Raw genomic sequence first — 21,111 nt, forward strand, 5'->3', positions numbered from 1 at the left:
TGCTCGCCCAGCAGTGCTTGTCGGGTGGCGTTGGGTGGCGTGAGGTGGCGTCGTAGGGCTGCCATGGCAAGTCTTCGGCGTGGGTCCCGCGGCTCGGAGTCACACCATGGTCGACTTTGTGTCGCTATGGGTGACGGCCCCATCGAAGTGGTTCGAGCGGGCGCACTGAGCGATCAGAAGGGACCCCATGTTCAGAACAGTGTTCATCGGTGGCGCCACGGCGGCACTTGTCGCCGCCTTCACCCCGCCGTCGGGTGCCACGGCGGTCGTGAAATCCCCCGCCCCGCCCCACAAGGTCACGATCGACCTCGTCTCCGTCAACGGCTCGGGCTGCCGACCCGGCAGCGCAACCGTGGCCGTCGCGCCGGACAACACGGCCTTCACCGTCACCTACAGCGAGTACCTCGCTCAGGTCGGCAAGGGCGCCAAGCCGACCGACTTCCGCAAGAACTGCCAGCTCGGTTTGAACGTGTACGCCCCGCAGGGCTTCACCTATGCCATCGCCAAGGCCGACTATCGCGGCTTCGCCAGCCTGCAGAACGGTGCGAGCGCCACGCAGCGGGCGAGCTACTACTTCCAGGGCATGTCCCGGACGTCGTACCGCAGCCACCGGTTCCACGGCCCGCTCCAGAACAACTGGCAGGTCTCCGACACAACGGCCATCCAGGCCCTCGTCCACAAGCCCTGCGGTGAGGAGCGGAACTTCAACATCAACACCGAGCTGCTCGTGGACGGAGGACGCTCCGACACGACCAACACCACCAGCTTCATGGCGATGGACTCGACAGACGGCAGCTTCACGACCAAGTACCACTTCGCCTGGAAGAAGTGCCCGGTGCGCTGACGCCACGCCCGCGTAGCCGGCCCGGCGCCCGACATGTCGGGCGCCGGGCCGGTTGGCCGGACCCAATGCTGCACGCCGCCCACCAGTTGCCCGTAACTGAGACACACTCCTAGTAGTGCTGTGTCAGCTGCCTTGTCACATTGGGTCTGGTAGTCCTCTGGGCGTATGAGGGCTGGGGAACTCGCTTCGTGTCGGGGCCGATGCCGGCACCGGGCCCAGCCCCCGCCGTGCTGGCCACCTGTAGCGCTCACCCAGGCCAACCACTCGTCGGCACTCCCGGCCGCGGGGCCGCCGGCTCTCCCCGCCGGGTCAAACGTCACTGGTCGCCGGAGCGGCGCGGTGTTGTCATGGGTAGGGAAGACGACGTGGACGAGCCGGCAGGGCCGCGGAGGTCGGCGCGCCGCGCCTGGTCCGCTCAGGCGGTCCGACCGCGACCACCCCGTCGCACAGCGGAGGAGGCCGATGCCATGCTGTACCGCCGCACGGTCGGTGACGTGATGACCGAGGAGGTCGTCACCCTCCGTCCCGACACACCGTTCCACGAGGTCGCCGCCGTGCTGGACGCGAACGACATCGTCGCGGCGCCCGTCGTCGACGCCGACGGCGCTCCCGTCGGCGTCGTGTCCGCATCCGACGTGCTGCGGCACGAGACCGGCATGCCCGATCCGCAGGGGAAGGACGGGAACGACGAGCATGCCTGGGGCAAGGCGCGGGCCCGGACCGCGGGCGCGCTCATGAGCAGCCCCGTCTTCACCGCCCGCGCCGACTGGACGATCACCCGGGCCGCGAGGGAACTCCGCAGGCGGCACGTCAAGCAACTCCCGGTGGTCGGCGACGACGGGCTCCTCACCGGCATCGTCAGCCGCAGCGACCTGCTCGACGCCTTCATCCGCTCCGACGCCGAGATCCGCGGCGAGGTCGAGCAGGACGTCCTGGGGCGCATCCTCGGCCTGGACGAGGGCACCGTAGCGGTCGAGGTACGGGACGGGGCCGTCACCCTTCGGGGTCGCGTCCCGGAACCGCGTCTCGTCCCGGTGGTCGTGGGCCTCTGCCAGGGCGTCGACGGTGTCGTCACCGTGGACGCCCACCTTGCCGCCGGGGAGGACTAAACGATCCGGGCCCAGGTGCCGTCCCGCGGTCGGCGCCGGAACAACGAAACCCGTCCCCCGCTACTCAAGTTTGACTAGACTGGTCGGCATGAGTGAGAAGACCATTCCGATGCTGCCGTGCCGGACCATCCAGCCCGTTCTCGACTTCTACACCGTCCTCGGATTCGACGTGACCTTCCAGCAGAAGAGCCCTAATCCGTACGCGGTCGTGGAGCGCGGCGGCATTCAGCTCCACTTCTTCGGAATGAAGCGGTACGAACCGGCCGAGTCGTACAGCACGTGCTACATCGGAACCGACGACGTCGATGGGCTGCACGAGGTCTTCAGGACCAGGCTCAAGGCGGCGTACGGAAGAATCCCGACCCGCGGGCTGCCGCGCATAGGGCCCCTGAAGGACACGTCGCACGGCGTACGGCAGTTCCTCGTGACCGATCCGGGCGGCAACTGCCTGCGCATCGGGCAGCAGACAAGTCAGGATCACCACCACCGGCCCGCACCCGAGGAGATCTTTTCCCGAGCCCTGCATCACGCGTCCCTCCTCGCGGATTCGAGGGACGACCCGGCGGGCGCCGTGAAAATCCTCGACCGGGTGTTGCGCATCGAGGACGAGCGGCCCACGCCCGTGCAGTTGCTTCGCCTCCTCGTGCTGCGTGCGGATGTCGCCGGGCGCCTAGGTGACGAAGAGAACGCGACGTCCGCGCTCACCAAGGCCGCCGCAGTCCACCTCACCGCGCAGGAGCGGGAGTCGGTGCACGACGACCTCGAGCGTCTCGAGGAACTGCGGGGCTAGGGTCTCGAGCCCCACCACCGTCCGGGACAGCCCTTGACGGCGGCGGTGGGCGGTGGCAGTGTCACCGCCCCGCCTCGGGGGGCATGGGCCTGGCTCCAGGAGCTCGGGGACGCGATCGGCATTCCCGTGGCAGTCGCACATTCCGCCCAAGGCGTGCGCGGCCGACCCGACTCGGGCGCGGGGTCCGGAGCCACCGGCTGCCATCGGCGAGGCCGGTGGCACCGGGAGCACGGACAAGGCGCGATGCGACAGTGCTGTCAGGCTCCGTACCGGGCCTGCTCGTCGCTGGGGGCGAGGACCTCGTGCGCTTCAGCCGGGCTTCCGGGCCCGGACGGGCTCACTGGGACTCGTCGCGTTCTGCGGCCGCCGCGCGGCGGAACTCCGCGTTGATGCGCTGGGCCTCCTCGAGTTGGTCCTCGAGGATGACGATGCGGCAGGCGGCCTCGACCGGCATGCCTTCGTCGACGAGCTCACGGGCGCGGGCGGCGATCCGAAGCTGGTAGCGGGAGTAGCGGCGGTGTCCGCCCTCCGAGCGGAGCGGGGTGATGAGCCGGGCCTCACCGATGGCGCGGAGAAAGCCGGGCGTCGTGCCGAGCATCTCGGCGGCACGTCCCATGGTGTATGCGGGGTAGTCGTCGTCGTCCAGGCGACCACTGAGCGGAGTGTCTGCTGTCATTCTCACCTCGTAGTACAACGCGTCGAGGGGCCCTGGTGCTGTACGGCACCAGGGCCCCGAAGGAAATTCAACACCATCTGTCGGCTCTACTTGCTGTGCCGACCTGCTGTGTCCGTCACCTCGCCCGGGAGAGGGCGAGAGTACGGGGATCGCGGATGCGTGACCGGGGACCACCTTCCATTCCGGGGTCTTGCGGTACCCGGGCGGAATCCTCCTTGCCCGGGCGATCCTGATGGCGTCTGCTTCCTCCATTCCTCCGTCGAGCCGATCACTGGCAACTGACTGGTGGTGCGAACTGCTGGTGTTGCTGTCGGCAGCCCCTCGTCCTGCGGGCCGCCCGGTGCGCCTGCCAGTCCCGTCGCCGTCCTGCGAACTACGTGGCTTCGGAACTCCGCAGTCGCACCGTCCTGCGAACTTCTTGTACCGCTACCCGCCAGTTCGTCTCTGCCGGGTCTCATTCGACTTCGTCTGCGAAAGAAACGTTAGCCGGGTGGCAGCCCAATGTCTACTGTGGCGAGCATAGATTTTGAGTGCTCATGGCCGAGGTAATCCGTGTGCAGCAGCGGCAGACTGCCCCGCTGGTCCGGTCCGGGCCATCGCACGCGGTGGGAAGCGCCGCAACGTGCGATGGCCAGTCGGCCCCGCCCGACGGGCCTGCTCGACCGGCCGGACGGCTGTCATCCGACCGGACGCCGCACGCGACAAGGGCTCGACCGGCGGTGCCGGTCGAGCCCTTGTCGCGTCGTGTGTCCCGCCTATCGCCTCTTGCGCCTGCTACACGGCGGAGGAGCTGCCGAGCAGGGCCGCCGCTTCCTCGAACGGAGTGAGGTCACGCGCCGGCGGGGCGACGGGCTGGGCCCGGCACGTGAAGCCGAGGCGGGTCACGGCCCTGGTGACCTCGCCGGCCGTGAAGTCGCGACGGTCCTGCCGGGTGATGACCTCGCCCACTTGCATCACGGGGTAGTGACGGCCGCCGATGATCACGGAGTCACCCTTGATCGGCTCGGGCCTGACGCCCTTCATCGACGCCAGCACCCCGCTCTTGGACAGGTCGAACGGGAAACGGGCGATGACGCAGCGCATGGTGCCTCACAGTTGGGGGAGAAGGGTCCGGCCAGGGGAGCGCCGGCAGATCAGCGCGGAAGGGTGAGAACGCCCACGGCGCAACCGTGCTCGTCGACGACGGGCACGGATCCGAGCCGCCGGTACCGCATCGCGTGCTCCGCTTCGACCATCGTGGTCAGGGGCGAGGGGAACGGTCCTGCATCGCCGAGGATGTCCCGCAGACGGACCCGGTCCGTGGCGGCGGAGCTGTCGCGGACGCCGGTGAGCTGGGCCCGAGTGATCAGGCCCGTGCACCGGCCGTCCTCGTCGCTGACGAGCAGGTGCTGCGCATGGGCACCGGCCATGACGGACAGGGCCACCTCGACCGTCATGTCGTCCCAGACCTGCGGTCCGGGCGCGTCCATGGCGGCGACCACAGTCCTGGTGGCGGGACCCGCCGGGCGCGGCTTCGTCTGGACCAGCGTCAAAAGTGCCTCCTGCGGAAGTGGGTCAGGGGTCTGGTCGCGGAAGCTCTAGGCCGCCGCGTCGAAGACGGACTGGCGCTGAGCCGTGCCGCGCGCCGCCTGACCGGTCCGGCCGTTCCTGGCGGTACGGCCGCGGCGACCACGGAAGGCGGAGGCGCTGCGCCGGGGGCGCTCGGCCACCGGTGCCGTGATGACGACGGGGACGCCCGACGGAGTCCGCGCGCCGGTGATGCGGCTCAGTTCGGCCTCACCTGAGCGGACCTGCGTGGTGTGCGGGCGGATCCCGGCGTCGGACATGAGTCGGGTCATGCCGCGGCGCTGATCGGGCGTCACCAGGGTGACGACGAGACCGGACTCGCCGGCGCGCGCCGTGCGGCCCCCGCGGTGGATGTAGTCCTTGTGGTCGCTGGGCGGGTCCACGTTGACCACGAGGTCGAGGTTGTCGACGTGGATCCCGCGTGCCGCGACATTCGTCGCCACCAGGACCGTCACATGCCCCGTCTTGAACTGGGCCAGGGTCCGGTTGCGCTGCGGCTGCGACTTTCCGCCGTGGAGGGCGGCGGCCCGTACACCGCTGTTCAGCAGGTGGCCGGTGAGCTGGTCGACGGCATGCTTCGTGTCCAGGAACATGATCACCCGGCCCTCTCGGGCCGCGATCTCGGTCGTCGTCCGGTGCTTGTCCGCACCGTGCACATGGAGCACGTGGTGCTCCATCGTGGTGACCGCACCGGCGGACGGGTCGACGGAGTGGACCACCGGGTCGGTCAGGTACCGGCGGACCAGAAGGTCGACGTTGCGGTCCAGGGTGGCCGAGAACAGCATCCGCTGCCCCCCGGGACGCACCTGGTCCAGCAGTGCCGTGACCTGCGGCATGAAGCCCATGTCCGCCATCTGGTCGGCCTCGTCCAGGACCGTGATGTCGACCTGGTCCAGGCGGCAGTCGCCCCGTTCGATGAGATCCTTCAGCCTGCCCGGCGTCGCGATGACGACCTCTGCACCACCACGCAGCGCACCGGCCTGCTTGCCGATCGACATCCCGCCGACCACCGTGGCCAGCCGCAATCGCACGGAGCGGGCGTAGGGAGTGAGCGCGTCGGTGACCTGCTGCGCCAGCTCCCGGGTAGGTACCAGCACCAGGGCCAGCGGCTGCCGGGGCTCGGCCCGCCGGCCGGCCGTACGGGCCAGCAGCGCCAGGCCGAAGGCGAGGGTCTTGCCGGATCCGGTGCGCCCGCGGCCGAGCACGTCACGGACCGCGAGGGAGTTCGGCAGGGTCGCCGCCTGGATCGGGAAGGGGACGGTCACGCCTTCGGTGACGAGCGCGGCCAGCAACGGCCGGGGCATGTCGAGATCGGCGAACGCCTCGACAGCGGGCAGCGCCGGGGTGACCGTCACCGGCAGGGCGAACTCGCCCTGGGGCGCGGCGGGACGGCGCCCGTAGCCACCGGAACGGCCCGGAGTACGGGAGCGGTTGGAGGCCGGGGCGCCCGAGCGGCTGCCGCCCTTTCCGGAGTAGGAACCGGCGATACGGGTGCGACTGCGGGTGGAACGGTCGTTCGTACGTGTGCGGTTCATGCAGAACCTTCCTCGAAGCGGCACGTACCAAGGAATTTCTGCCAAATGAACGGCGCAGAGAATCGCAAGAACGGGCCAACATGCGAAAGCGGACCGACCGGCGAGGGAATTCTCGGGGTCGAGGCGCTGAAAATGGGTGGCGCCATCCGGTGCGGAGAGACCGGGCGCCGAGTACAGGGAGCTCTGGACGGACTGGGGCCCGGAGCCTCGCGTGGAGCATCCGCCGTATTGAGGGGCTGCGGAGCTCACACAATCATGCCGCCGGTGAAATCGCCACGGCGTGACAAAGGGGCTGTGCCCTGAAGTGGAACGAGCTGGGGCCCGCACCCAAGGTGCGGGCCCCAGCTACGAAACTGTGCGCGTCGGCGTCAGGCGGGAACGATGTTCTCCGCCGTCGGGCCCTTCTGGCCCTGCGCGATGTCGAAGCTCACCTTCTGGCCTTCGAGCAGCTCGCGGAAGCCCTGGGCGGCGATGTTCGAGTAGTGGGCGAACACGTCAGCGCCGCCACCGTCCTGCTCGATGAAGCCGAAACCCTTTTCCGCGTTGAACCACTTCACGGTGCCAGTAGCCATTTTTTGAATCTCCTTCGGGGCAGTGCATCGGATTCCGCACTGTGCGGAATCCGTGTCGCCGCGATGATTGCCCTGCCCGTGAAATGACGGGAAATACAAAAGAACTCTCGTTGGCTTGTGAAGCCGGTGAGGGCGCTTGAAGCTCTGGGAACCACAACTGCAACTGATCTCGACAGTAGCACGCCCGCGAGCAGCTGTGCGCGGCGAACAATTTGGTTCCGCCTGTTGTGTAGAAAACCTCATCAGGTGCTGCGTCGATTTCTCATTTCGCGGGCACAGATATTGGTTGGTCCGGAACACAGCGTCGGCTCGAGGGCGGTCCTTCAGCAGTTCGGTGAGCACCGGGTCGGTGCTGCCGGCTGGATGTGACGCTCAGCCGCCCTGCCCGTGAGCCACCTCGTCCTCACCGGCCACGACCAGTCCGGGCAGGTACTCGGCCATCTCCTCGCGCGCCTCGGCCGTGAGCCCCGCGTCCGTCACCAGCGTGTCCACGTCCGACAGCCGGGCGAACGAACTCAGGCCCACCGTGCCCCACTTGGTGTGGTCCGCGATCACCACGACGCGCCGCGCTGCCTCCACGAGCCGGCGGTTCGTCTCCGCCTCCGCGAGATTGGGCGTCGACAGACCCGCCTCCACCGAGATGCCGTGCACGCCGATGAACAGCACGTCGAAGTGGAGCGACCGGATCGCCTGATCCGCGACCGGCCCGACCAGCGAGTCCGACGGCGTGCGCACGCCGCCGGTGAGCACCACCGTCGCGGCCCCCGGCCGCGGGCCGCCCGCCGGGCCCGTGCCGCGGGCCGAGTGGAAGACGTCCGCGACGCGCACGGAGTTGGTCACCACTGTCAGGTCGGGCACGTCCAGCAGATGGTGCGCGAGCGCGTACGTCGTGGTGCCGCCCGACATGGCGATCGCACTGCCCGGGGCCGCGAGCCGCGCCGCCGCCCGCGCGATGTCCTCCTTGGCGCTCAGCTCCAGCGCCGACTTGGCCTCGAACCCCGGCTCGTGCGTGCTCGCCTCGACGACCGGCACCGCTCCGCCGTGCACCTTCTCGACGACGCCCTGGCGGGCCAGGGCGTCCAGGTCGCGGCGCACCGTCATGTCGGAGACGTTCAGCCTGCGGGTGAGTTCGTTGACCCGCACGCCGCCGCGCCGTCGGACCTCGTCGAGGATCAGGGCACGCCGCTGCTCCGCGAGCAGGTTCTGGTTGTCGCTCACCGCCGGGGGACCGGTCCTTCCGTGTCGTCGCCGCATCCGGTCGCAGCGCCTGTCGGCCAGGGTTCCTCATCCTCGCACGCGTCTCTCGGGCCCGGCTCGGGGAGATTCCGTAAGTGCCGTGCGGCGCACCGTCATGATCCGGGATTCTGGTCACGAGACGCGGACGGCCGCGCACCCGCCGTTCCTTGCACCCACCCTGCGACGAGAGAGCGAGTCACCTCAGTGTCCCCTGCCACCCCGCCATCGCACGGCGAAGGGCCCGCGCTGGAGCTGCTGGTCCACGGCGTCGGCGGAGCCACTCCGCAGGACATGCTCAAGGACCCGCGCACCGTCCGGATCACCGGCGACGACAAGGCCGCTGTGCACCGGCGCGCCGACGACGCCGAGGCCGAGCAGCACCCCGAGGAGTACCTCGACCGGCCCGTCCCCGAGGCGTACTGCTGGTCCAACCTCACCTCAGGCAACGGTGCGCGGGCCCTGTGGCTGCTGTTGCTCCCTTTCATGGTCGCCAACCTCGCCCACTGGATGCGTCCCAAGGCGAAGGGCAGCCGGCGCACGACCCGTCTGTACGGCGCCCTGGTGCGGCTCGTCGCGCTGAGTCTCACGATCCTTCTGACGGCCGCGGCCTGCGAGGTCGCGCTGGACCTGCTGGCGTGGCAGTGCGCGGGCTCGGCCGCGTGCAGCGGGGAACGGGCCTGGCTCGGATTCCTGTCGGCCGAGCGGGGCGGCTGGTGGTCCCAACCCGGTCGGCGGCTGGCGCTCGCGGCCGTGGTGCCCGCCGCGCTGGTGGTGCTGCTGTGGTATCTGTCCAACCGCACCTGGAGCGCGTACGAGTCCCAGCGGCCGCCGACCGCCGGCGACGGGTGCGTCGCCGGCGTCGACTCCGATCACAGCGACGGTGACGACTCCGACGACGGCGACGAGTCCGAGGAGGTGTCCCTTCACGAAGAAGGGGGCGTTGGGCAGGCCCTCGTGCCGCGCAGGCCCTTCGTGCGGCCCGCTCTCGGCAGGCCCGGGTTCTGGTACGGCCGCAGGCTCGTCGCCCGGCTGCGCGCCGCGCACACCGCGGCCGGATTCCTGACCGTCGCCGCCGCGGTGGCCGGCGCCGCGGCCCGCCACGACCGCTCGGCGGACGGCACCCTGCTGAAGGTCTGCGGCGTACTGCTGGAAACCGCACTGGCCCTCGCCGGCGCCGCGGTGCTGTGGGTGGTGCTGCGCAGGGGGCGCAGCGAGAGGCGGGTCGACGCGCGGCTCGACCGGACCGCCGTACGGTATCTCCCGGGCGCCGCCCTGGCGTTGCTCGCCCTCGCGCTCCTCTACGCCGCCTGGTCCCGGCCCTCCTGGGAGTCGGCGGCGACGCTCCCCGGCGACGTTACTTTCCGTGTGATCGCCCTCGCCCAGGGCGCGCTCGTCGTCGCCCTCGCCGTGGTCGCCCTGCGGCTGCACCGCCGGGCACGCCACCCCCGCGCCGTACTCCACGGCTTCGGCGGGCCGGCCGTCGCCATGCTCGCCTGCGCGCTCGGCGGCGTGATGACCGGCGGGGTGGCCCAGCGCGTCGCCGACTGGCTCGACGGGCCCGGCACGCCCGGCATGGACGACCACGGCGCCATTCCCGGCCCGCCCGTCCTGCTCAGCTGGCAGGCCGCCGTGATACCAGTACTGCTGATCGTGCTGCTGCTGCCCACGCTCGCCCTCGCCGTGCGGACCTGGGTCCTCGGGCGCCGCCTCGGGCCCGCCGTCGAGGCCGAGTACCGCGAGGACCGGCCGGATCCCGTCCGCACCCGGCGCATCGCCGGCACCCGCGCCCGGGCCCGACTGACCGACGACGCACCCCTGTTGGTCGGCCTCCTGGCCGGGGCCACGCTCCTGCTCGGCATCGGTGCGGTCGTCGGCGCGTGGGTGAGCGGTGAGGTGCCGGGCCGCGCGTTCGGCGACAGCGACGGCCTGACCGAATCCACGGCCGAGGCGGCCCAGGCGCTCGGCTCCTGGCTCGTCGGGTTCGGTTTCATCCTGTTCGTCACCATGGGGCGGCGCGCGTACCGCGACGCGTCCGCCCGGCGCACCATCGGCATCCTGTGGGACGTCGGCACGTTCTGGCCGCGCGCCGCCCATCCGTTCGCGCCGCCCTGCTACGCCGAGCGGGCCGTGCCCGACCTCACCTGGCGCATGTGCACCTGGACGGAGCGCACCGGCGGGCGGCTCGTGATCTCCGGACACTCCCAGGGCAGTGTGCTCGCCGCGGCGGCCGTGTGGCAGCTGCCGGAGGCCACCCGCCGCCGCGTCGCCCTGCTGACGTACGGATCACCGCTGGAACGCCTCTACGGCCGCTGGTTCCCTGCCTACTTCGGACCGGAGGCACTGCGGGAGCTCAACAGCCAGATGGACTGCTGGCGCAACCTGTGGCGGACCACCGACCCCATCGGCGGGCCGGTGCTGGTGCCCGCCGCGGGCGGCCATCCCGACGTCGACCGCGACGCGCTCAAGGACCCGCTGGTCCACGGCCGTTCGGGCCGCTACCCGCTGCCCGAGCCGATCCTCGGGCACTCCGACTACCAGGCCGACCCCTCGTTCGCCAAGGAACGCGCGCATCTGCTCGACCGGCTAACCCCCGCCGTGCCCGCTCAGGCCAGGGTCGGGCCCTGACCGGGCTGCGAGGGCTGTCCGGCCTGATCCGCCGGACAGTCCCTCAGGGCAGGTCCGGCAGATCATCGGAGTAGAGCAGGCTCAGATCGTCGGTGCTCATCTCGACGAGCTCCGCCACCCGCACCGCGTGCCGCTCCACCATGGACTCGAACGTCTGCCGCGCGGTACGGCCGTTGCCGAAGGCCGGTCCCTTCGGCAGCGCCGTGAAGTACTTCAGCAGGGCCTCCGCCGCTCCCTCGCCCAGCCGGTACTCGTGCTCCTCGGCCTGCTGCTCGACGATGCGCAGCAGCTCCTCCGGCGCGTAGTCCGGGAACCTGATGGTCCGTGAGAACCGCGATGCCACCCCGGGGTTGACGTTCAGGAACCGCTCCATCTCGGCGGTGTAGCCCGCGACGATCACCACGACCGCGTCCCGGTGGTCCTCCATCAGCTTCACCAGGGTGTCGATCGCCTCCTTGCCGAAGTCGCGGCCGGAGTCCTCGGGCGACAGCGCGTACGCCTCGTCGATGAACAGCACACCGCCGCGTGCCCGTTCGAACGCCTCCTGGGTGCGGATCGCCGTCGAGCCGATGTGCTCGCCCACCAGGTCCACCCGGGACACCTCGACGAGATGGCCGCGCTCGAGGACACCGAGCGAGGCCAGGATCTCGCCGTACAACCGGGCGACCGTCGTCTTGCCGGTGCCGGGGGAACCGGTGAAGACCAGATGGCGGCGCACGGAGGCGGCCTTGAGCCCCGCCTCCTGGCGCCGCCTGCCCACCTCGATCATGTTCGTCAGCGTGCGCACCTCGCGCTTGACGCTGTCCAGGCCCACCAGGGCGTCCAGTTCACCGAGGACGGCTTCCGAGCTGCGCGTCGGCTCGGCGGCGGGTGCGGCCGGCCCCGCTCCCTCGCCGATGGCCGGGGGAGCGGCGCTCCGGGCGGCGGGGAGCGCCGAGAGCAGGCCGGGGGACTGCGGGGTGGCGGGCAGCACGGCCATGGCGCGCTCGGCGCCGGGCCGTACCGTGCCGCTCTCGTCGCTCGTGCAGTCCTCCACGATCGGTCCGTCGTCCTCGCCGAACTCGTAACCGCCGCGCGCACAGCGCTCTGTGCGGCAGTGGCTCAGCATCGTGCGGCAGCCGTCCATGATGTGGAAGCCGTAACCGCCGCTGCCCGTCACCCGGCAGCCGCGGAAGGTGCCCCGGCCCTCTGCCGACACGTAGAAACCGGCCTCGGCGGGCGAGGTGACCGTGCAGCGCTCGATCAGCGGGTCCGCTCCCTTGGTCACGATCACGCCGGTCTGCGCCGCGTCGATCGTGCATCCGTTCAGCGTGCCGCCGCTGCCGTGGTCCCGGAACCAGGCGCCGGTGGACACCTCGCGGATCCGGCAGTCGTCGAGCTGGGCGGTGGCGCCGTCGCTCACGGAGACCGCCGTGTTGCGCACCTGGGAGAGATCGCTGTCGACGACGTCGGCGCGCGAGCCGCGGTCCAGGACGAACAGGGCGTCCGGGACGTCGTGCACACGGCAGGAGTCGAGCACGGCGGTCGCGCCGTCACTGACCCAGACCGCCGGGTAGTCGCCCGTACTGTCGTGGATCTCGCACTGGTTGGCGTCCACTCGCGTGCCCGGGTCCCACACGGACAGCCCGTTGCGCCCGAAGCGGCGCACCGTCGAGCGGGTGAGCGTGAGCACGGAACGGGACCGCAGGTCGATCGCGTTCTCCGGGATGTCGTGGATGTCGCAGTCGGAGAGGGTGAGCACCGCATCCGTGTCGAGCGTGACACCGTCCGAGGTGGTGCGGTGCACGGAGGAGTCGGTCAGATGCGCGGTGGCTCGCGACGCGATCTGCACCCCGCTGCCCTTGACCTCGTAGATCTCGCAGCCGACGGCCTCCAGGCCGGTGCCGTCACCGGTCACGGTCACGCCCGCGCCGGAGGCGTGGTGGATCCGGCACCGGTCCAGACGGGGGTGGGCCCCGCCGCGCACCGACACCCCCGACTGACCGGCGGCGACCACCTCGCACTCCTCGAACACGCCGCTCGCGCCGTCGAGTACGGCGATGCCGACACCGGCCGGGTTGTCCACGGTGCAGCGGCGCACCGTGGGCCGTGCGGCACCGCGCACCTCGAGACCCGCCGCCGAGCGGGTCACGATCCGCAGGTCCGTGAGCTCCGGTGCGCCGTCCTCGACGAGCAGCGCGGGAGCCGCCGAGTCCTGGCCCTCCACATGAAGGTCCTGGACGGTGGCGGACGCGCGCACGGTCAGCGGCACTCCGTCCACCGGCGCGATCCGCACCGAGCCCACCGCACCCTCCGGCCCGCGCAGCGTCACCGCCCGCTGGACCACGAGATTCTCGCGGTACGTCCCCGGGGCCACGGTGAGGACGTCGCCGTCGCCGGCCGCCTCCAGAGCAGCGGCGAGGGACGCGTACTCACCTGTGCGGCGCCGCCACCGCGATGTGCCGGTGTGCGTCACCTGGACCGAGCCCTGTGCCATGGCGCTGCCTAGCCCCCACCTCGTGTTTTCGTGCATCGCCGCGCCGCTGACGGGGACGCGTCCCGCACCCCGCGTGGGGGTCGCACCACCGTAGCGCGCGCGGCGGACGGGAGTTGACGGGACCGGGAGTCAGCTGCCGGCACCGGCCCGTCCCCAGTCCGGACCCACCGCGGCCCAGGCCCGGTCCAGGTCGGCGAATCTGCGCCGCACCAGCCGCCAGAGCACGATCCGTCTGGCACATTCGACGAGCAGGCCGAAGGCCAGGGCGGCACCGATCCCGGCGAGCGTCGCGTGCACGCGGACCGTGCCGGGCTCCATGGGGCGGGGAACCATGCGGCCAAAACCGTCGGTCCAGACCGTGAACGTGGCACCCGTGCGCGAGGACCGCAGACCGGTCGTCAGGCTCCCCGTGCGCCGGGTGCCGTCGGGAGCCGTCCACTCGGCCGCCACCACTCGGCGCTGCTCGCTCGCCGCGGCGGACTCGGGGTCGAGGGCCGCGGGGCCCGCCACGGTGGCCGGGCCCAGGACCGTGGCCGTCGTGGCGTGGCGCTGCTGGCGCTGGATCCGCACGGACTGGCGCAGCGACTCGTCCGTCAGCGTGCCGGTGATCCAGCCGACGACCGGGGCGGCCGTGACGAGGAGAAGCGCCGCGACGAGGGCCACCCAGGCCTCGGCGAGGTCCGTCGCACGGCGCAGGGGATTGTGCCGCCAGCGAAAGATTCCCGCGGCTGCTCGCACTGCTCGCCACCCCCTTCTGCGTCCGTGATAGCCCGATACGGCACGGAACAAGCGCGGGTCGCGCGAAGGGAGAGCAACGTCACCCCCTCCTGTCGGCCCCCGTGTCCGTCGCGAGGATGTCCTCGCGACGGGTCCAACGCAGGGTGCTCCGCGAAGGGTTCCCGCCGGGCGGCGATTTCCACGGAACGGGTGCCGGAGGGCTCAGCAGGGTGCCCAAGGGGGGCGGACCGAGGGCAGTACGGCGACGTGCGCCCCCGGCGCGCGGGCGCACCCGGGCGCGGGGCCGCTCCGGCAAAGTGCCCCGGCGGCGCCTCGGCACACGGCCAACACCGGTCGTGAAGCGCCCCGTTGCACGGGAACCCCGGCCGACGAGTCGGCCGGGGTTCCACCGGTGGTCTCCCCGCATTCCCCCGCGGCTCCGCCACCGTGCGCCGGATGCGGTGCGTTCCCCGCCGTGGCGTGCCGCGTGGCGGCCGGCCGGAGGGGCGCGCCGTCACCGGCCGCCGTCACTGTGCCGTCAGTACCCCCGTCCCTGGTACGGGCGGTTGTACGGATCGTCGTACGGCGCGGGCGAAGGCGCGGGCCGCGCCGCGGCCGGGCGCATCGCCTCGTACCCGGTGGCGACCGGCCGCGGCGGCTGCGGCTGGCCCTGGTACTGCGTGCCGGGGTACCCGCGGGGTGCCGCCGCCTGCTGCGGGATGTACGGCGCGGGCGCGTGCTGCAGCGGTACGGGCTGCGGCGCGTGCTGCGGGTAGCCGTAGGCGGGGGCCGGTGACGGTGCCGCCGGGAGGGCGGGCAGGGCCGCGGGGAGCGCCGGCAGGTAGCTGCTGCCGGTGTCGTACGCGGCGGGCACTCGGATCGGCGCGATCTGAGGCGTGCCCCGCTCCGCGACCAGAGAGTCGTAGATCGGGGTGTCGGGGAACGACGGCGCGGAGTAGTAACCGCCGCCGTAGGTGGCGCGGGGGGAGGTCATGGCACATAAGTTAAGCCCACGATGTGCTGGTTGGGGAGTCCGATAAGCGGGTTGTTTCGACAGCTCTGAGTGACCACTGATCCCCAATTCGAGCGAATCAGGCAAAAACGGTCGCTCCAACGTCTCGCTTTCATGTAAAGGGCAAGCGTAGAGAGGGTTACCGGCGGGTCAGGCTCGATCGGGTGGATGTATGCGGAATAGGTTGACGATGAATGAACTTCCGGGCGCGGGAACCGAACCGGTGAGGGGGGCGGTCATGTCGATGCTCAAGGGAGCCAACACTGCGGTGCAGGCGCAGCGCGTCCGCGTCGAACTGGGGTGGCGGCCGGGGCCGGGCGTTCCGGACATCGACGCCTCGGCGCTTCTCCTGGCCGACGGAAGGGTCCGCTCCGACGCCGACTTCGTCTTCTACAACCAGCCCGCGCACGCCTCGGGGGCCGTGCGGCACGAGGGGAAGCGGACCGGTCAGGGCGTAGCCACCGACGTGGTCGCCGTCGATCTCGACCGCGTCGAGGCCGGAATCGACCGGGTCGTGCTGGCCGCGTCGGCCGACGGCGGCGCCTTCGGCCAGGTGCCCGGGCTGCACATCCGCGTCCTGGACGCGGCCTCCGGCGCCGAGCTGGCCCGTTACGACAGCAAGGACGCCACCGTCGAGACGGCGTTCGTGCTCGGCGAGCTCTACCGGCGGCAGGGGGCGTGGAAGTTCCGCGCGGTCGGCCAGGGGTACGGCACCGGACTCGAGGGCCTCGCCACGGACTTCGGCATCACTGTGGACGAGCCCCAGCGCCCGGCGCCGCCCGCAGCGGTGCCCGTCGCCGCATCGCCCGTCGCGGCTCCGCCGCCTCCCGCCCCGCCCGCAGCCCCGCCCGCCCCGGTACGGCTCACCAAGATCACCCTGACCAAGGAGGCCCCGTCCGTCTCGCTGACGAAGCAGGGCGGCACCTCGGGCGCGATGCGCGTCAACCTGAGCTGGCAGGTGCGCAAGCAGTTCCAGGGCTGGGGCGCCAAGCTCGGCCGCGCCGTCGCCATGCACGGCGACCTCGACCTCGACCTGTGCGCCCTGTACGAACTCACCGACGGGCGCAAGGGCGTTGTCCAGGCCCTGGGCAACGCCTTCGGCGCACTGCACCAGCCGCCGTACATCCACCTCGACGGCGACGACCGCACCGGCGGCACATCCGGCGAGAACCTCACCATCAACCTCGACCACAAGAGCGCCCTGCGCCGGGTCGTGATCTTCGTGACCATCTACGAGGGCGCGCGGAGCTTCGCCGACCTCGACGCGACGGTGACGCTGCAACCCCAGCACGGCGCCGCCATCGACTTCTCCCTCGGCGAGTGCACCGTGCCCTCCACGGTCTGCGCCCTCGCCCTCATCACGAACACCGGATCGGACCTCGTCGTCCAGCGCGAGGCCCGCTTCCTCGTGCCCGACCGGGGCGTCAGCCCCCAGCGCACCATGGATCACGCCTACGGCTGGGGCATGAACTGGACGCCGGGCAGGAAGTGACGCCCGCCCGACGGGTGCTCAGCGGTCGGGCGCGGCCTCGGGCCGGGCGTAGGTACGCCCCTTCCAGGCCGCACCCCGGCCCCGGTGGTGCCGCACCGCCGAGTCGACGGTCATCAGCAGGTAGAGCAGCGCGGTGAACGGCAGCGTGGGCGCGAGCAGCAGCGGCCGGCGGTAGTAGCGAAGCATCGGCGCGTACGTCCCCGCCATCACCGCCCAGGCGAGCCCGGCCGCCCACGCGGCCACCGGGTCGCCCGCCGCCGTCGCGGCCGCCAGCACGACGGGCGGCGCGAGATACACCAGGACGAGCCCCGCCACCGTGGCCGCCAGCACCAGCGGGTTGTGCCGCAGCTGCGTGTACGCGCTGCGGGACACCATCCGCCACAGGTCCGCGAGCCGCGGATACGGGCGCACGCTGTGCACCCGCTCCGCGAGCCCCAGCCAGACCCGGCCGCCCGCGCGCCGCACCGCGCGCGCCAGCGCGACGTCGTCGATCACCGCGTGCCGGATCGACGCCGGGACGTTCGCCCGCACCGCGGTGGCGGTGCGCAGCAGGACGCACCCGCCGGCCGCGGCGGCCGTCCGCGCGCCGGCCGAGTTGATCCGGCGGAAGGGATAGAGCTGAGCGAAGAAGTAGACGAACGCCGGGACCACCAGGCGCTCCCAGACGCTCTCGACGCGCAGCCGCGCCATCTGCGACACCAGGTCGTACCCGCCCGTGCCCGCGTCGCCGCTCCCGTGGGCCGCGGCCACCAGCTCGCGCAGGCTGTCCCGCTCGTGGGCGATGTCCGCGTCCGTCAGCAGCAGGAACTCCGGATCGTTCGCCCGGGCCAGGGCGATCCCGTGCCGCAGCGCCCACAGCTTCCCCGTCCAGCCCGGCTCCGGCTCGCCCGGCGTCACGACCCGCAGCGGCAGCCCGCCGTGCCGCTCGGCGAGCGAGCGCGCGACCTCGCCGGTGCCGTCGCCGCTGTTGTCGTCCACGAGCACGATCTCCGCGCGGCCCGGATACCGCTGGCCGAGCAGGGACGGCAGGCTGTCCGGCAGGACCGCGGCCTCGTCCCGCGCGGGCACCACGACGGCGACGTCCGGCCACACGGCGGGGGTCTGCCGCCCGGGCAGGCGCTGATCGGTGCGCCAGAAGAAGCCCTGACCGAGCAGCAGCCAGCACCACGCGGCCAGCGATCCGAGGGCGGTCCACGCAAGGGCGCTCATGCGCCGCAGTCTGCCCCACGCCGGCGGGCACGCGGTGGCGGTCGACTATGGTGACCGGGTGAAGATCGCGCTCATGGACTCCGGACTCGGCCTCCTCGCGGCGGCCGCCGCCGTACGCCGACTGCGGCCCGACGCGGATCTGGTCCTCTCCTCGGCTCCCGACAGCATGCCCTGGGGGCCCCATACACCCGACGAGATCACCGAGCGCGCGCTCGCCGTGGCCCGCGCGGCGGCAGCCCACCGTCCGGACGCCCTGATCATCGCCTGCAACACCGCCTCGGTGCACGCTCTGCCCGCGATCCGTGCGGAGCTGGAGCCGCAGCTCCCCGTCGTGGGCACCGTGCCCGCGATCAAGCCCGCCGCGGCAGGCGGCGGCCCCGTGGCCATCTGGGCCACCCCGGCGACCACGGGCAGCCCGTACCAGCGCGGACTCATCGCGGACTTCGCCCACGCCGTCGACGTCACCGAGGTCCCCTGCCCCGGTCTCGCCGACGCCGTCGAGAGCGCCGACGAGGCGGCGATCGACCGGGCGATCGCCGCAGCGGCGGCCATCACGCCGCCTCACGTCGGCGCCGTCGTCCTCGGCTGCACCCACTACGAACTCGTCGCCGAACGCATCCGCGCGGCCGTAGCGGCCGACGGTGACGGGGGCGCCCTCGCCCTCCACGGCTCCGCGGAAGCGGTCGCAGCCCAGGCCCTGCGCCGCAGCGGTGCCGCCCCCGCGGCCGATGCCGCGCCGAGTGGCCGGATCACGGTCCTGCTCAGCGGCCGGGAGTCCGAGCTGCCCCCCGCCGCCCTCGCCTACGCCGAGGGGCGCCTGCTCCAGGCGGTCACGCCCGCGGTCTGACGCCGCCCGCCCCCGGCCGACCGGCCTGCCGGTGATCATTACCCTCCGTCACGCCAGGACCGTGCTGTGTCCGCCGATGCTGGGTACGCTCCAGACATGAGGCACCATCTCCGCCACATGGGGCCCGCTGTCGAGCCCCTTCCCGAAGTCTGGACCGGCCGAGCGACCAATCGCCTGCAGTGGGTGCTCGCGGCCGCGGGTGCGGCCTGCATCGCGCTCGGTATCAAGCTCGCCGTCTCGGCCGACTGGGAGACGGGCATCACAGCCCTGCTGATGGCGGTGATCGGCTGTGTCGCGGCCGGCCTCCTGGTGCTCTACGGGACGCTGGCCTTCGTCCACCTGGAAGTCACCATCGACCGGGAGGCCCTCGAAGTGCGCTGCGGCCATGTGGGCCTGCCGCGCAAGCGCATTCTCCTCAGCGAGGTCGTCAAGGCGGACTACGACCCGAAGGTCACCCCGCATCAATGGGGAGGCTGGGGCTGCCGCTGGCGCCCGGAGAAGGGGACGGCGTGGGTCGTGCGGCGCGGCGAGGGAGTGGTCGTCACGCTGGCGGGCGGCGACACGTTCACGGTGACCGTCGACAACGCCGCGACGGCCGTGCGCGTCATCCGGGACCGCCTCAGCCGGTCGAACAGCGACCCCGTGCCGCACGCCTGAGCCCGGTCCGCCCCCGCCGAGCACGGTCGTGCCGGTCCCGGTCGCGCACGGTGACCGCACTGCCGGGCACACAGGGCACCGCCGTAGACTCCGGCAGGTGAGCGTCACCATCACCCCAGTCGACACCCCGCAGCCCGCCCGCGCGGCCGGCCGCCCGCTGATCCGGCGGTTCGTACGGCCCGGAGCCGCGGCCCTGTCAGGGGTGCTGCTCTACCTGAGCTTCCCGCCGAGGCCCCTGTGGTGGCTGGCTGTCCCCGCGTTCGCGCTGCTCGGCTGGGCCCTGCGCGGACGGCGGCCGCGGGTGGCGCTGGGCCTCGGCTACCTGACCGGCCTGGGTTTCCTGCTCCCCCTGCTCGTCTGGACCGGCGAGGAGGTCGGCGCGGTCCCGTGGCTGGCGCTCGCCGCCGTCGAGGCGCTGTTCGTCGCGATGACCTGTGGGGGCATGGCCGTCGTCTCGCGCCTGCCCGCGTGGCCGGTGTGGGGCGCGGCGGTGTGGATCGCCGGAGAGGCGGCCCGCGCCAGGGTGCCGTTCGGCGGCTTCCCCTGGGGGAAGATCGCGTTCGGACAGGCGGACGGCCTCTTCCTGCCGCTGGCCGCCGTCGGCGGCACGCCCGTGCTGAGCTTCGCCGTCGTCCTGTGCGGACTGGGGCTGTACGAAACCGCGCGGCAGATGGCGGCGCGCCGCCGCACCGGCAGCGTGCGGCGCGGGGCGGCGGCCGCCGCGCTGCTGGCTCTCGCGCTGCCGCTCGTGGGGGCCCTGTGCGCCCGGCCGCTCGTCGACGACGCCGCCGAGGACGGCACCGCGACCGTCGCCGCCGTCCAGGGCAACGTGCCCCGCCTCGGTCTCGACTTCAACGCCCAGCGCCGGGCGGTCCTCGACAACCATGCGCAGCGCACCGAGCAGCTGGCCGACGACGTGGCGGCGGGCAGGGCGCCGAAGCCCGACTTCGTGCTCTGGCCGGAGAACTCCTCCGACCTCGACCCCTACCGCAACGCCGACGCCCGCCTCGTCATCGACGACGCCGTCATGGCCATCGGCGTCCCGACCGTCGTCGGCGCCGTGCTCACCCCCGAGACGGGCCCGCTCCGCAACACGCTGATCGAGTGGGACCCGCGCCGGGGCCCCGTCGACACCTACGACAAGCGCCACGTCCAGCCGTTCGGCGAGTACATCCCGCTGCGTCCGATCGTACGGATCCTCAACTCCGACGTGGACCGCGTCAGCCGCGACTTCGGTCCGGGGCACGAGGTCGGCGTCTTCGACCTGGCGGGGACGCGGGTCGGGCTCGTCACCTGCTTCGAGGCGGCGTTCGACGACGCGGCCCGCGACACGGTCACCCATGGCGCGCAGCTCATCTCCGTGCCCAGCAACAACGCCACCTTCGGCCGCAGCGAGATGACCTACCAGCAGCTGGCCATGTCGCGCGTGCGGGCCGTGGAGCACAGCCGGTCCGTCGTCGTCCCCGTCACCAGCGGCGTCAGCGCCGTGATCATGCCGGACGGCGAGATCGTCCAGGAGACGCGCATGTTCACGCCCGACGCGCTTGTCGCCGAGGTGCCGCTGCGCTCCTCCCTCACGCCCGCCACCCGGCTCGGCGTCTGGCCCGAGGTGGCCCTGCTGCTCCTCGCGGCCGCCGCAGTGGGCAAGGCCGTCACCGATGCCGTACGCGAACGGCGCGAGCGCGCGGCCGCCGCAGTGGAACAGGGCGCCGGCGCCTGACCTCCGCGGTCGACGCCGGGGCCGCCCG

At 72.2% G+C, this 21,111-nt stretch carries 18 protein-coding genes; 8 read left to right on the forward strand and 10 right to left on the reverse strand.

Going from position 1 to position 21,111, the window contains the following annotated elements; genetic code table 11:
- The first annotated feature begins 187 nt into the window (after nt 1-187).
- From HW130_RS05450 to HW130_RS05460, 3 genes are all read left to right on the forward strand, one after another.
- Nucleotides 188-844: a DUF4360 domain-containing protein gene (locus HW130_RS05450; protein ID WP_177148259.1), complete on the forward strand. Its 657-nt coding sequence runs from the start codon at nt 188-190 to the stop codon at nt 842-844.
- 467 nt (nt 845-1,311) lie between these two features.
- Complete coding sequence (locus HW130_RS05455) at nt 1,312-1,953, forward strand: CBS domain-containing protein (RefSeq protein WP_177148260.1); 642 nt, start codon at nt 1,312-1,314, stop codon at nt 1,951-1,953.
- Nucleotides 1,954-2,041: 88 nt separating this feature from the next.
- A complete protein-coding gene (locus HW130_RS05460; RefSeq protein ID WP_177148261.1) occupies nt 2,042-2,743 on the forward strand; it encodes a VOC family protein in 702 nt (233 codons plus the stop codon).
- Between the two features lie 337 nt (nt 2,744-3,080).
- On the opposite strand, the gene HW130_RS05465 is transcribed toward HW130_RS05460, so the two are convergent.
- The 6 genes from HW130_RS05465 to HW130_RS05490 all read right to left on the reverse strand — a co-directional run bounded on the left by HW130_RS05465 (nt 3,081) and on the right by HW130_RS05490 (nt 8,310).
- Nucleotides 3,081-3,419 (reverse strand): MerR family transcriptional regulator, encoded by a 339-nt coding sequence (locus HW130_RS05465; protein ID WP_177148262.1) that lies wholly within the window; start codon nt 3,417-3,419, stop codon nt 3,081-3,083.
- A 774-nt stretch (nt 3,420-4,193) separates the two neighbouring features.
- The gene (locus HW130_RS05470; protein ID WP_177148263.1) at nt 4,194-4,502 is read right to left on the reverse strand and encodes an SCO5918 family protein; all 309 of its coding nucleotides are present in this window, start codon (nt 4,500-4,502) and stop codon (nt 4,194-4,196) included.
- 50 nt (nt 4,503-4,552) lie between these two features.
- Nucleotides 4,553-4,951, reverse strand: a complete 399-nt coding sequence (locus HW130_RS05475; protein WP_256355883.1) for a CBS domain-containing protein — start codon at nt 4,949-4,951, stop codon at nt 4,553-4,555.
- A gap of 45 nt (nt 4,952-4,996) precedes the next feature.
- A complete protein-coding gene (locus tag HW130_RS05480; protein WP_177148264.1) occupies nt 4,997-6,520 on the reverse strand; it encodes a DEAD/DEAH box helicase in 1,524 nt (507 codons plus the stop codon).
- Nucleotides 6,521-6,888: 368 nt separating this feature from the next.
- Nucleotides 6,889-7,092, reverse strand: a complete 204-nt coding sequence (locus tag HW130_RS05485) for a cold-shock protein (protein ID WP_004986771.1) — start codon at nt 7,090-7,092, stop codon at nt 6,889-6,891.
- 372 nt (nt 7,093-7,464) lie between these two features.
- Nucleotides 7,465-8,310: a DeoR/GlpR family DNA-binding transcription regulator gene (locus HW130_RS05490; RefSeq protein ID WP_177148265.1), complete on the reverse strand. Its 846-nt coding sequence runs from the start codon at nt 8,308-8,310 to the stop codon at nt 7,465-7,467.
- A gap of 222 nt (nt 8,311-8,532) precedes the next feature.
- On the opposite strand from HW130_RS05490, the gene HW130_RS05495 reads away from it, so the two are divergent.
- On the forward strand, nt 8,533-10,953 hold the full coding sequence (locus HW130_RS05495; RefSeq protein WP_177148266.1) for a hypothetical protein: 2,421 nt from the start codon (nt 8,533-8,535) through the stop codon (nt 10,951-10,953).
- A 43-nt stretch (nt 10,954-10,996) separates the two neighbouring features.
- Here HW130_RS05495 and HW130_RS05500 read toward each other — a convergent pair whose 3' ends face one another.
- From HW130_RS05500 to HW130_RS05510, 3 genes are all read right to left on the reverse strand, one after another.
- Nucleotides 10,997-13,429, reverse strand: coding sequence for a right-handed parallel beta-helix repeat-containing protein (locus tag HW130_RS05500; RefSeq protein WP_177148267.1), 2,433 nt, complete (start codon nt 13,427-13,429; stop codon nt 10,997-10,999).
- Between the two features lie 129 nt (nt 13,430-13,558).
- Nucleotides 13,559-14,167 (reverse strand): hypothetical protein, encoded by a 609-nt coding sequence (locus HW130_RS05505; RefSeq protein ID WP_177148268.1) that lies wholly within the window; start codon nt 14,165-14,167, stop codon nt 13,559-13,561.
- A gap of 517 nt (nt 14,168-14,684) precedes the next feature.
- Nucleotides 14,685-15,140 carry a DUF6643 family protein gene (locus HW130_RS05510; RefSeq protein WP_177148269.1) on the reverse strand — a complete coding sequence of 152 codons (456 nt, stop codon included), beginning with the start codon at nt 15,138-15,140 and terminating at the stop codon, nt 14,685-14,687.
- Nucleotides 15,141-15,396: 256 nt separating this feature from the next.
- Between HW130_RS05510 and HW130_RS05515 the strand changes: the two genes are divergently transcribed.
- Nucleotides 15,397-16,650 carry a TerD family protein gene (locus tag HW130_RS05515; RefSeq protein ID WP_177148270.1) on the forward strand — a complete coding sequence of 418 codons (1,254 nt, stop codon included), beginning with the start codon at nt 15,397-15,399 and terminating at the stop codon, nt 16,648-16,650.
- A gap of 18 nt (nt 16,651-16,668) precedes the next feature.
- Here the strand turns inward: HW130_RS05515 and HW130_RS05520 are convergent, their stop codons facing one another.
- Entirely contained in the window at nt 16,669-17,859 is a 1,191-nt protein-coding gene (locus HW130_RS05520) for a glycosyltransferase (RefSeq protein WP_177148271.1), read from the reverse strand.
- Here HW130_RS05520 and HW130_RS05525 point away from each other — a divergent pair.
- The 3 genes from HW130_RS05525 (at nt 17,858) to lnt (ending at nt 21,083) form a co-directional block, all read left to right on the forward strand.
- Nucleotides 17,858-18,706, forward strand: a complete 849-nt coding sequence (locus HW130_RS05525) for a glutamate racemase (protein ID WP_177148272.1) — start codon at nt 17,858-17,860, stop codon at nt 18,704-18,706. The genes HW130_RS05520 and HW130_RS05525 overlap by 2 nt on opposite strands.
- A gap of 96 nt (nt 18,707-18,802) precedes the next feature.
- Nucleotides 18,803-19,363, forward strand: a complete 561-nt coding sequence (locus HW130_RS05530; RefSeq protein WP_177148273.1) for a hypothetical protein — start codon at nt 18,803-18,805, stop codon at nt 19,361-19,363.
- 97 nt (nt 19,364-19,460) lie between these two features.
- Complete coding sequence (lnt, locus tag HW130_RS05535) at nt 19,461-21,083, forward strand: apolipoprotein N-acyltransferase (RefSeq protein WP_177148274.1); 1,623 nt, start codon at nt 19,461-19,463, stop codon at nt 21,081-21,083.
- Nucleotides 21,084-21,111 lie beyond the last annotated feature (28 nt).

This window comes from Streptomyces sp. PKU-EA00015, from assembly GCF_013387495.1.
Taxonomy (GTDB): Bacteria; Actinomycetota; Actinomycetes; order Streptomycetales; family Streptomycetaceae; genus Streptomyces.

What these genes read in the sequence shown, in the direction of transcription:
- HW130_RS05450 (WP_177148259.1), top strand. Translation starts at nt 188, where the DNA reads ATGTTCAGAACAGTGTTCATCGGTGGCGCCACGGCGGCACTTGTCGCC.
- HW130_RS05455 (WP_177148260.1), top strand. Translation starts at nt 1,312, where the DNA reads ATGCTGTACCGCCGCACGGTCGGTGACGTGATGACCGAGGAGGTCGTC.
- HW130_RS05460 (WP_177148261.1), top strand. Translation starts at nt 2,042, where the DNA reads ATGAGTGAGAAGACCATTCCGATGCTGCCGTGCCGGACCATCCAGCCC.
- HW130_RS05465 (WP_177148262.1), bottom strand. Translation starts at nt 3,419, where the DNA reads ATGACAGCAGACACTCCGCTCAGTGGTCGCCTGGACGACGACGACTAC.
- HW130_RS05470 (WP_177148263.1), bottom strand. Translation starts at nt 4,502, where the DNA reads ATGCGCTGCGTCATCGCCCGTTTCCCGTTCGACCTGTCCAAGAGCGGG.
- HW130_RS05480 (WP_177148264.1), bottom strand. Translation starts at nt 6,520, where the DNA reads ATGAACCGCACACGTACGAACGACCGTTCCACCCGCAGTCGCACCCGT.
- HW130_RS05485 (WP_004986771.1), bottom strand. Translation starts at nt 7,092, where the DNA reads ATGGCTACTGGCACCGTGAAGTGGTTCAACGCGGAAAAGGGTTTCGGC.
- HW130_RS05500 (WP_177148267.1), bottom strand. Translation starts at nt 13,429, where the DNA reads ATGGCACAGGGCTCGGTCCAGGTGACGCACACCGGCACATCGCGGTGG.
- HW130_RS05510 (WP_177148269.1), bottom strand. Translation starts at nt 15,140, where the DNA reads ATGACCTCCCCCCGCGCCACCTACGGCGGCGGTTACTACTCCGCGCCG.
- HW130_RS05515 (WP_177148270.1), top strand. Translation starts at nt 15,397, where the DNA reads ATGTCGATGCTCAAGGGAGCCAACACTGCGGTGCAGGCGCAGCGCGTC.
- HW130_RS05525 (WP_177148272.1), top strand. Translation starts at nt 17,858, where the DNA reads ATGCGCCGCAGTCTGCCCCACGCCGGCGGGCACGCGGTGGCGGTCGAC.
- HW130_RS05520 (WP_177148271.1), bottom strand. Translation starts at nt 17,859, where the DNA reads ATGAGCGCCCTTGCGTGGACCGCCCTCGGATCGCTGGCCGCGTGGTGC.
- HW130_RS05530 (WP_177148273.1), top strand. Translation starts at nt 18,803, where the DNA reads ATGAGGCACCATCTCCGCCACATGGGGCCCGCTGTCGAGCCCCTTCCC.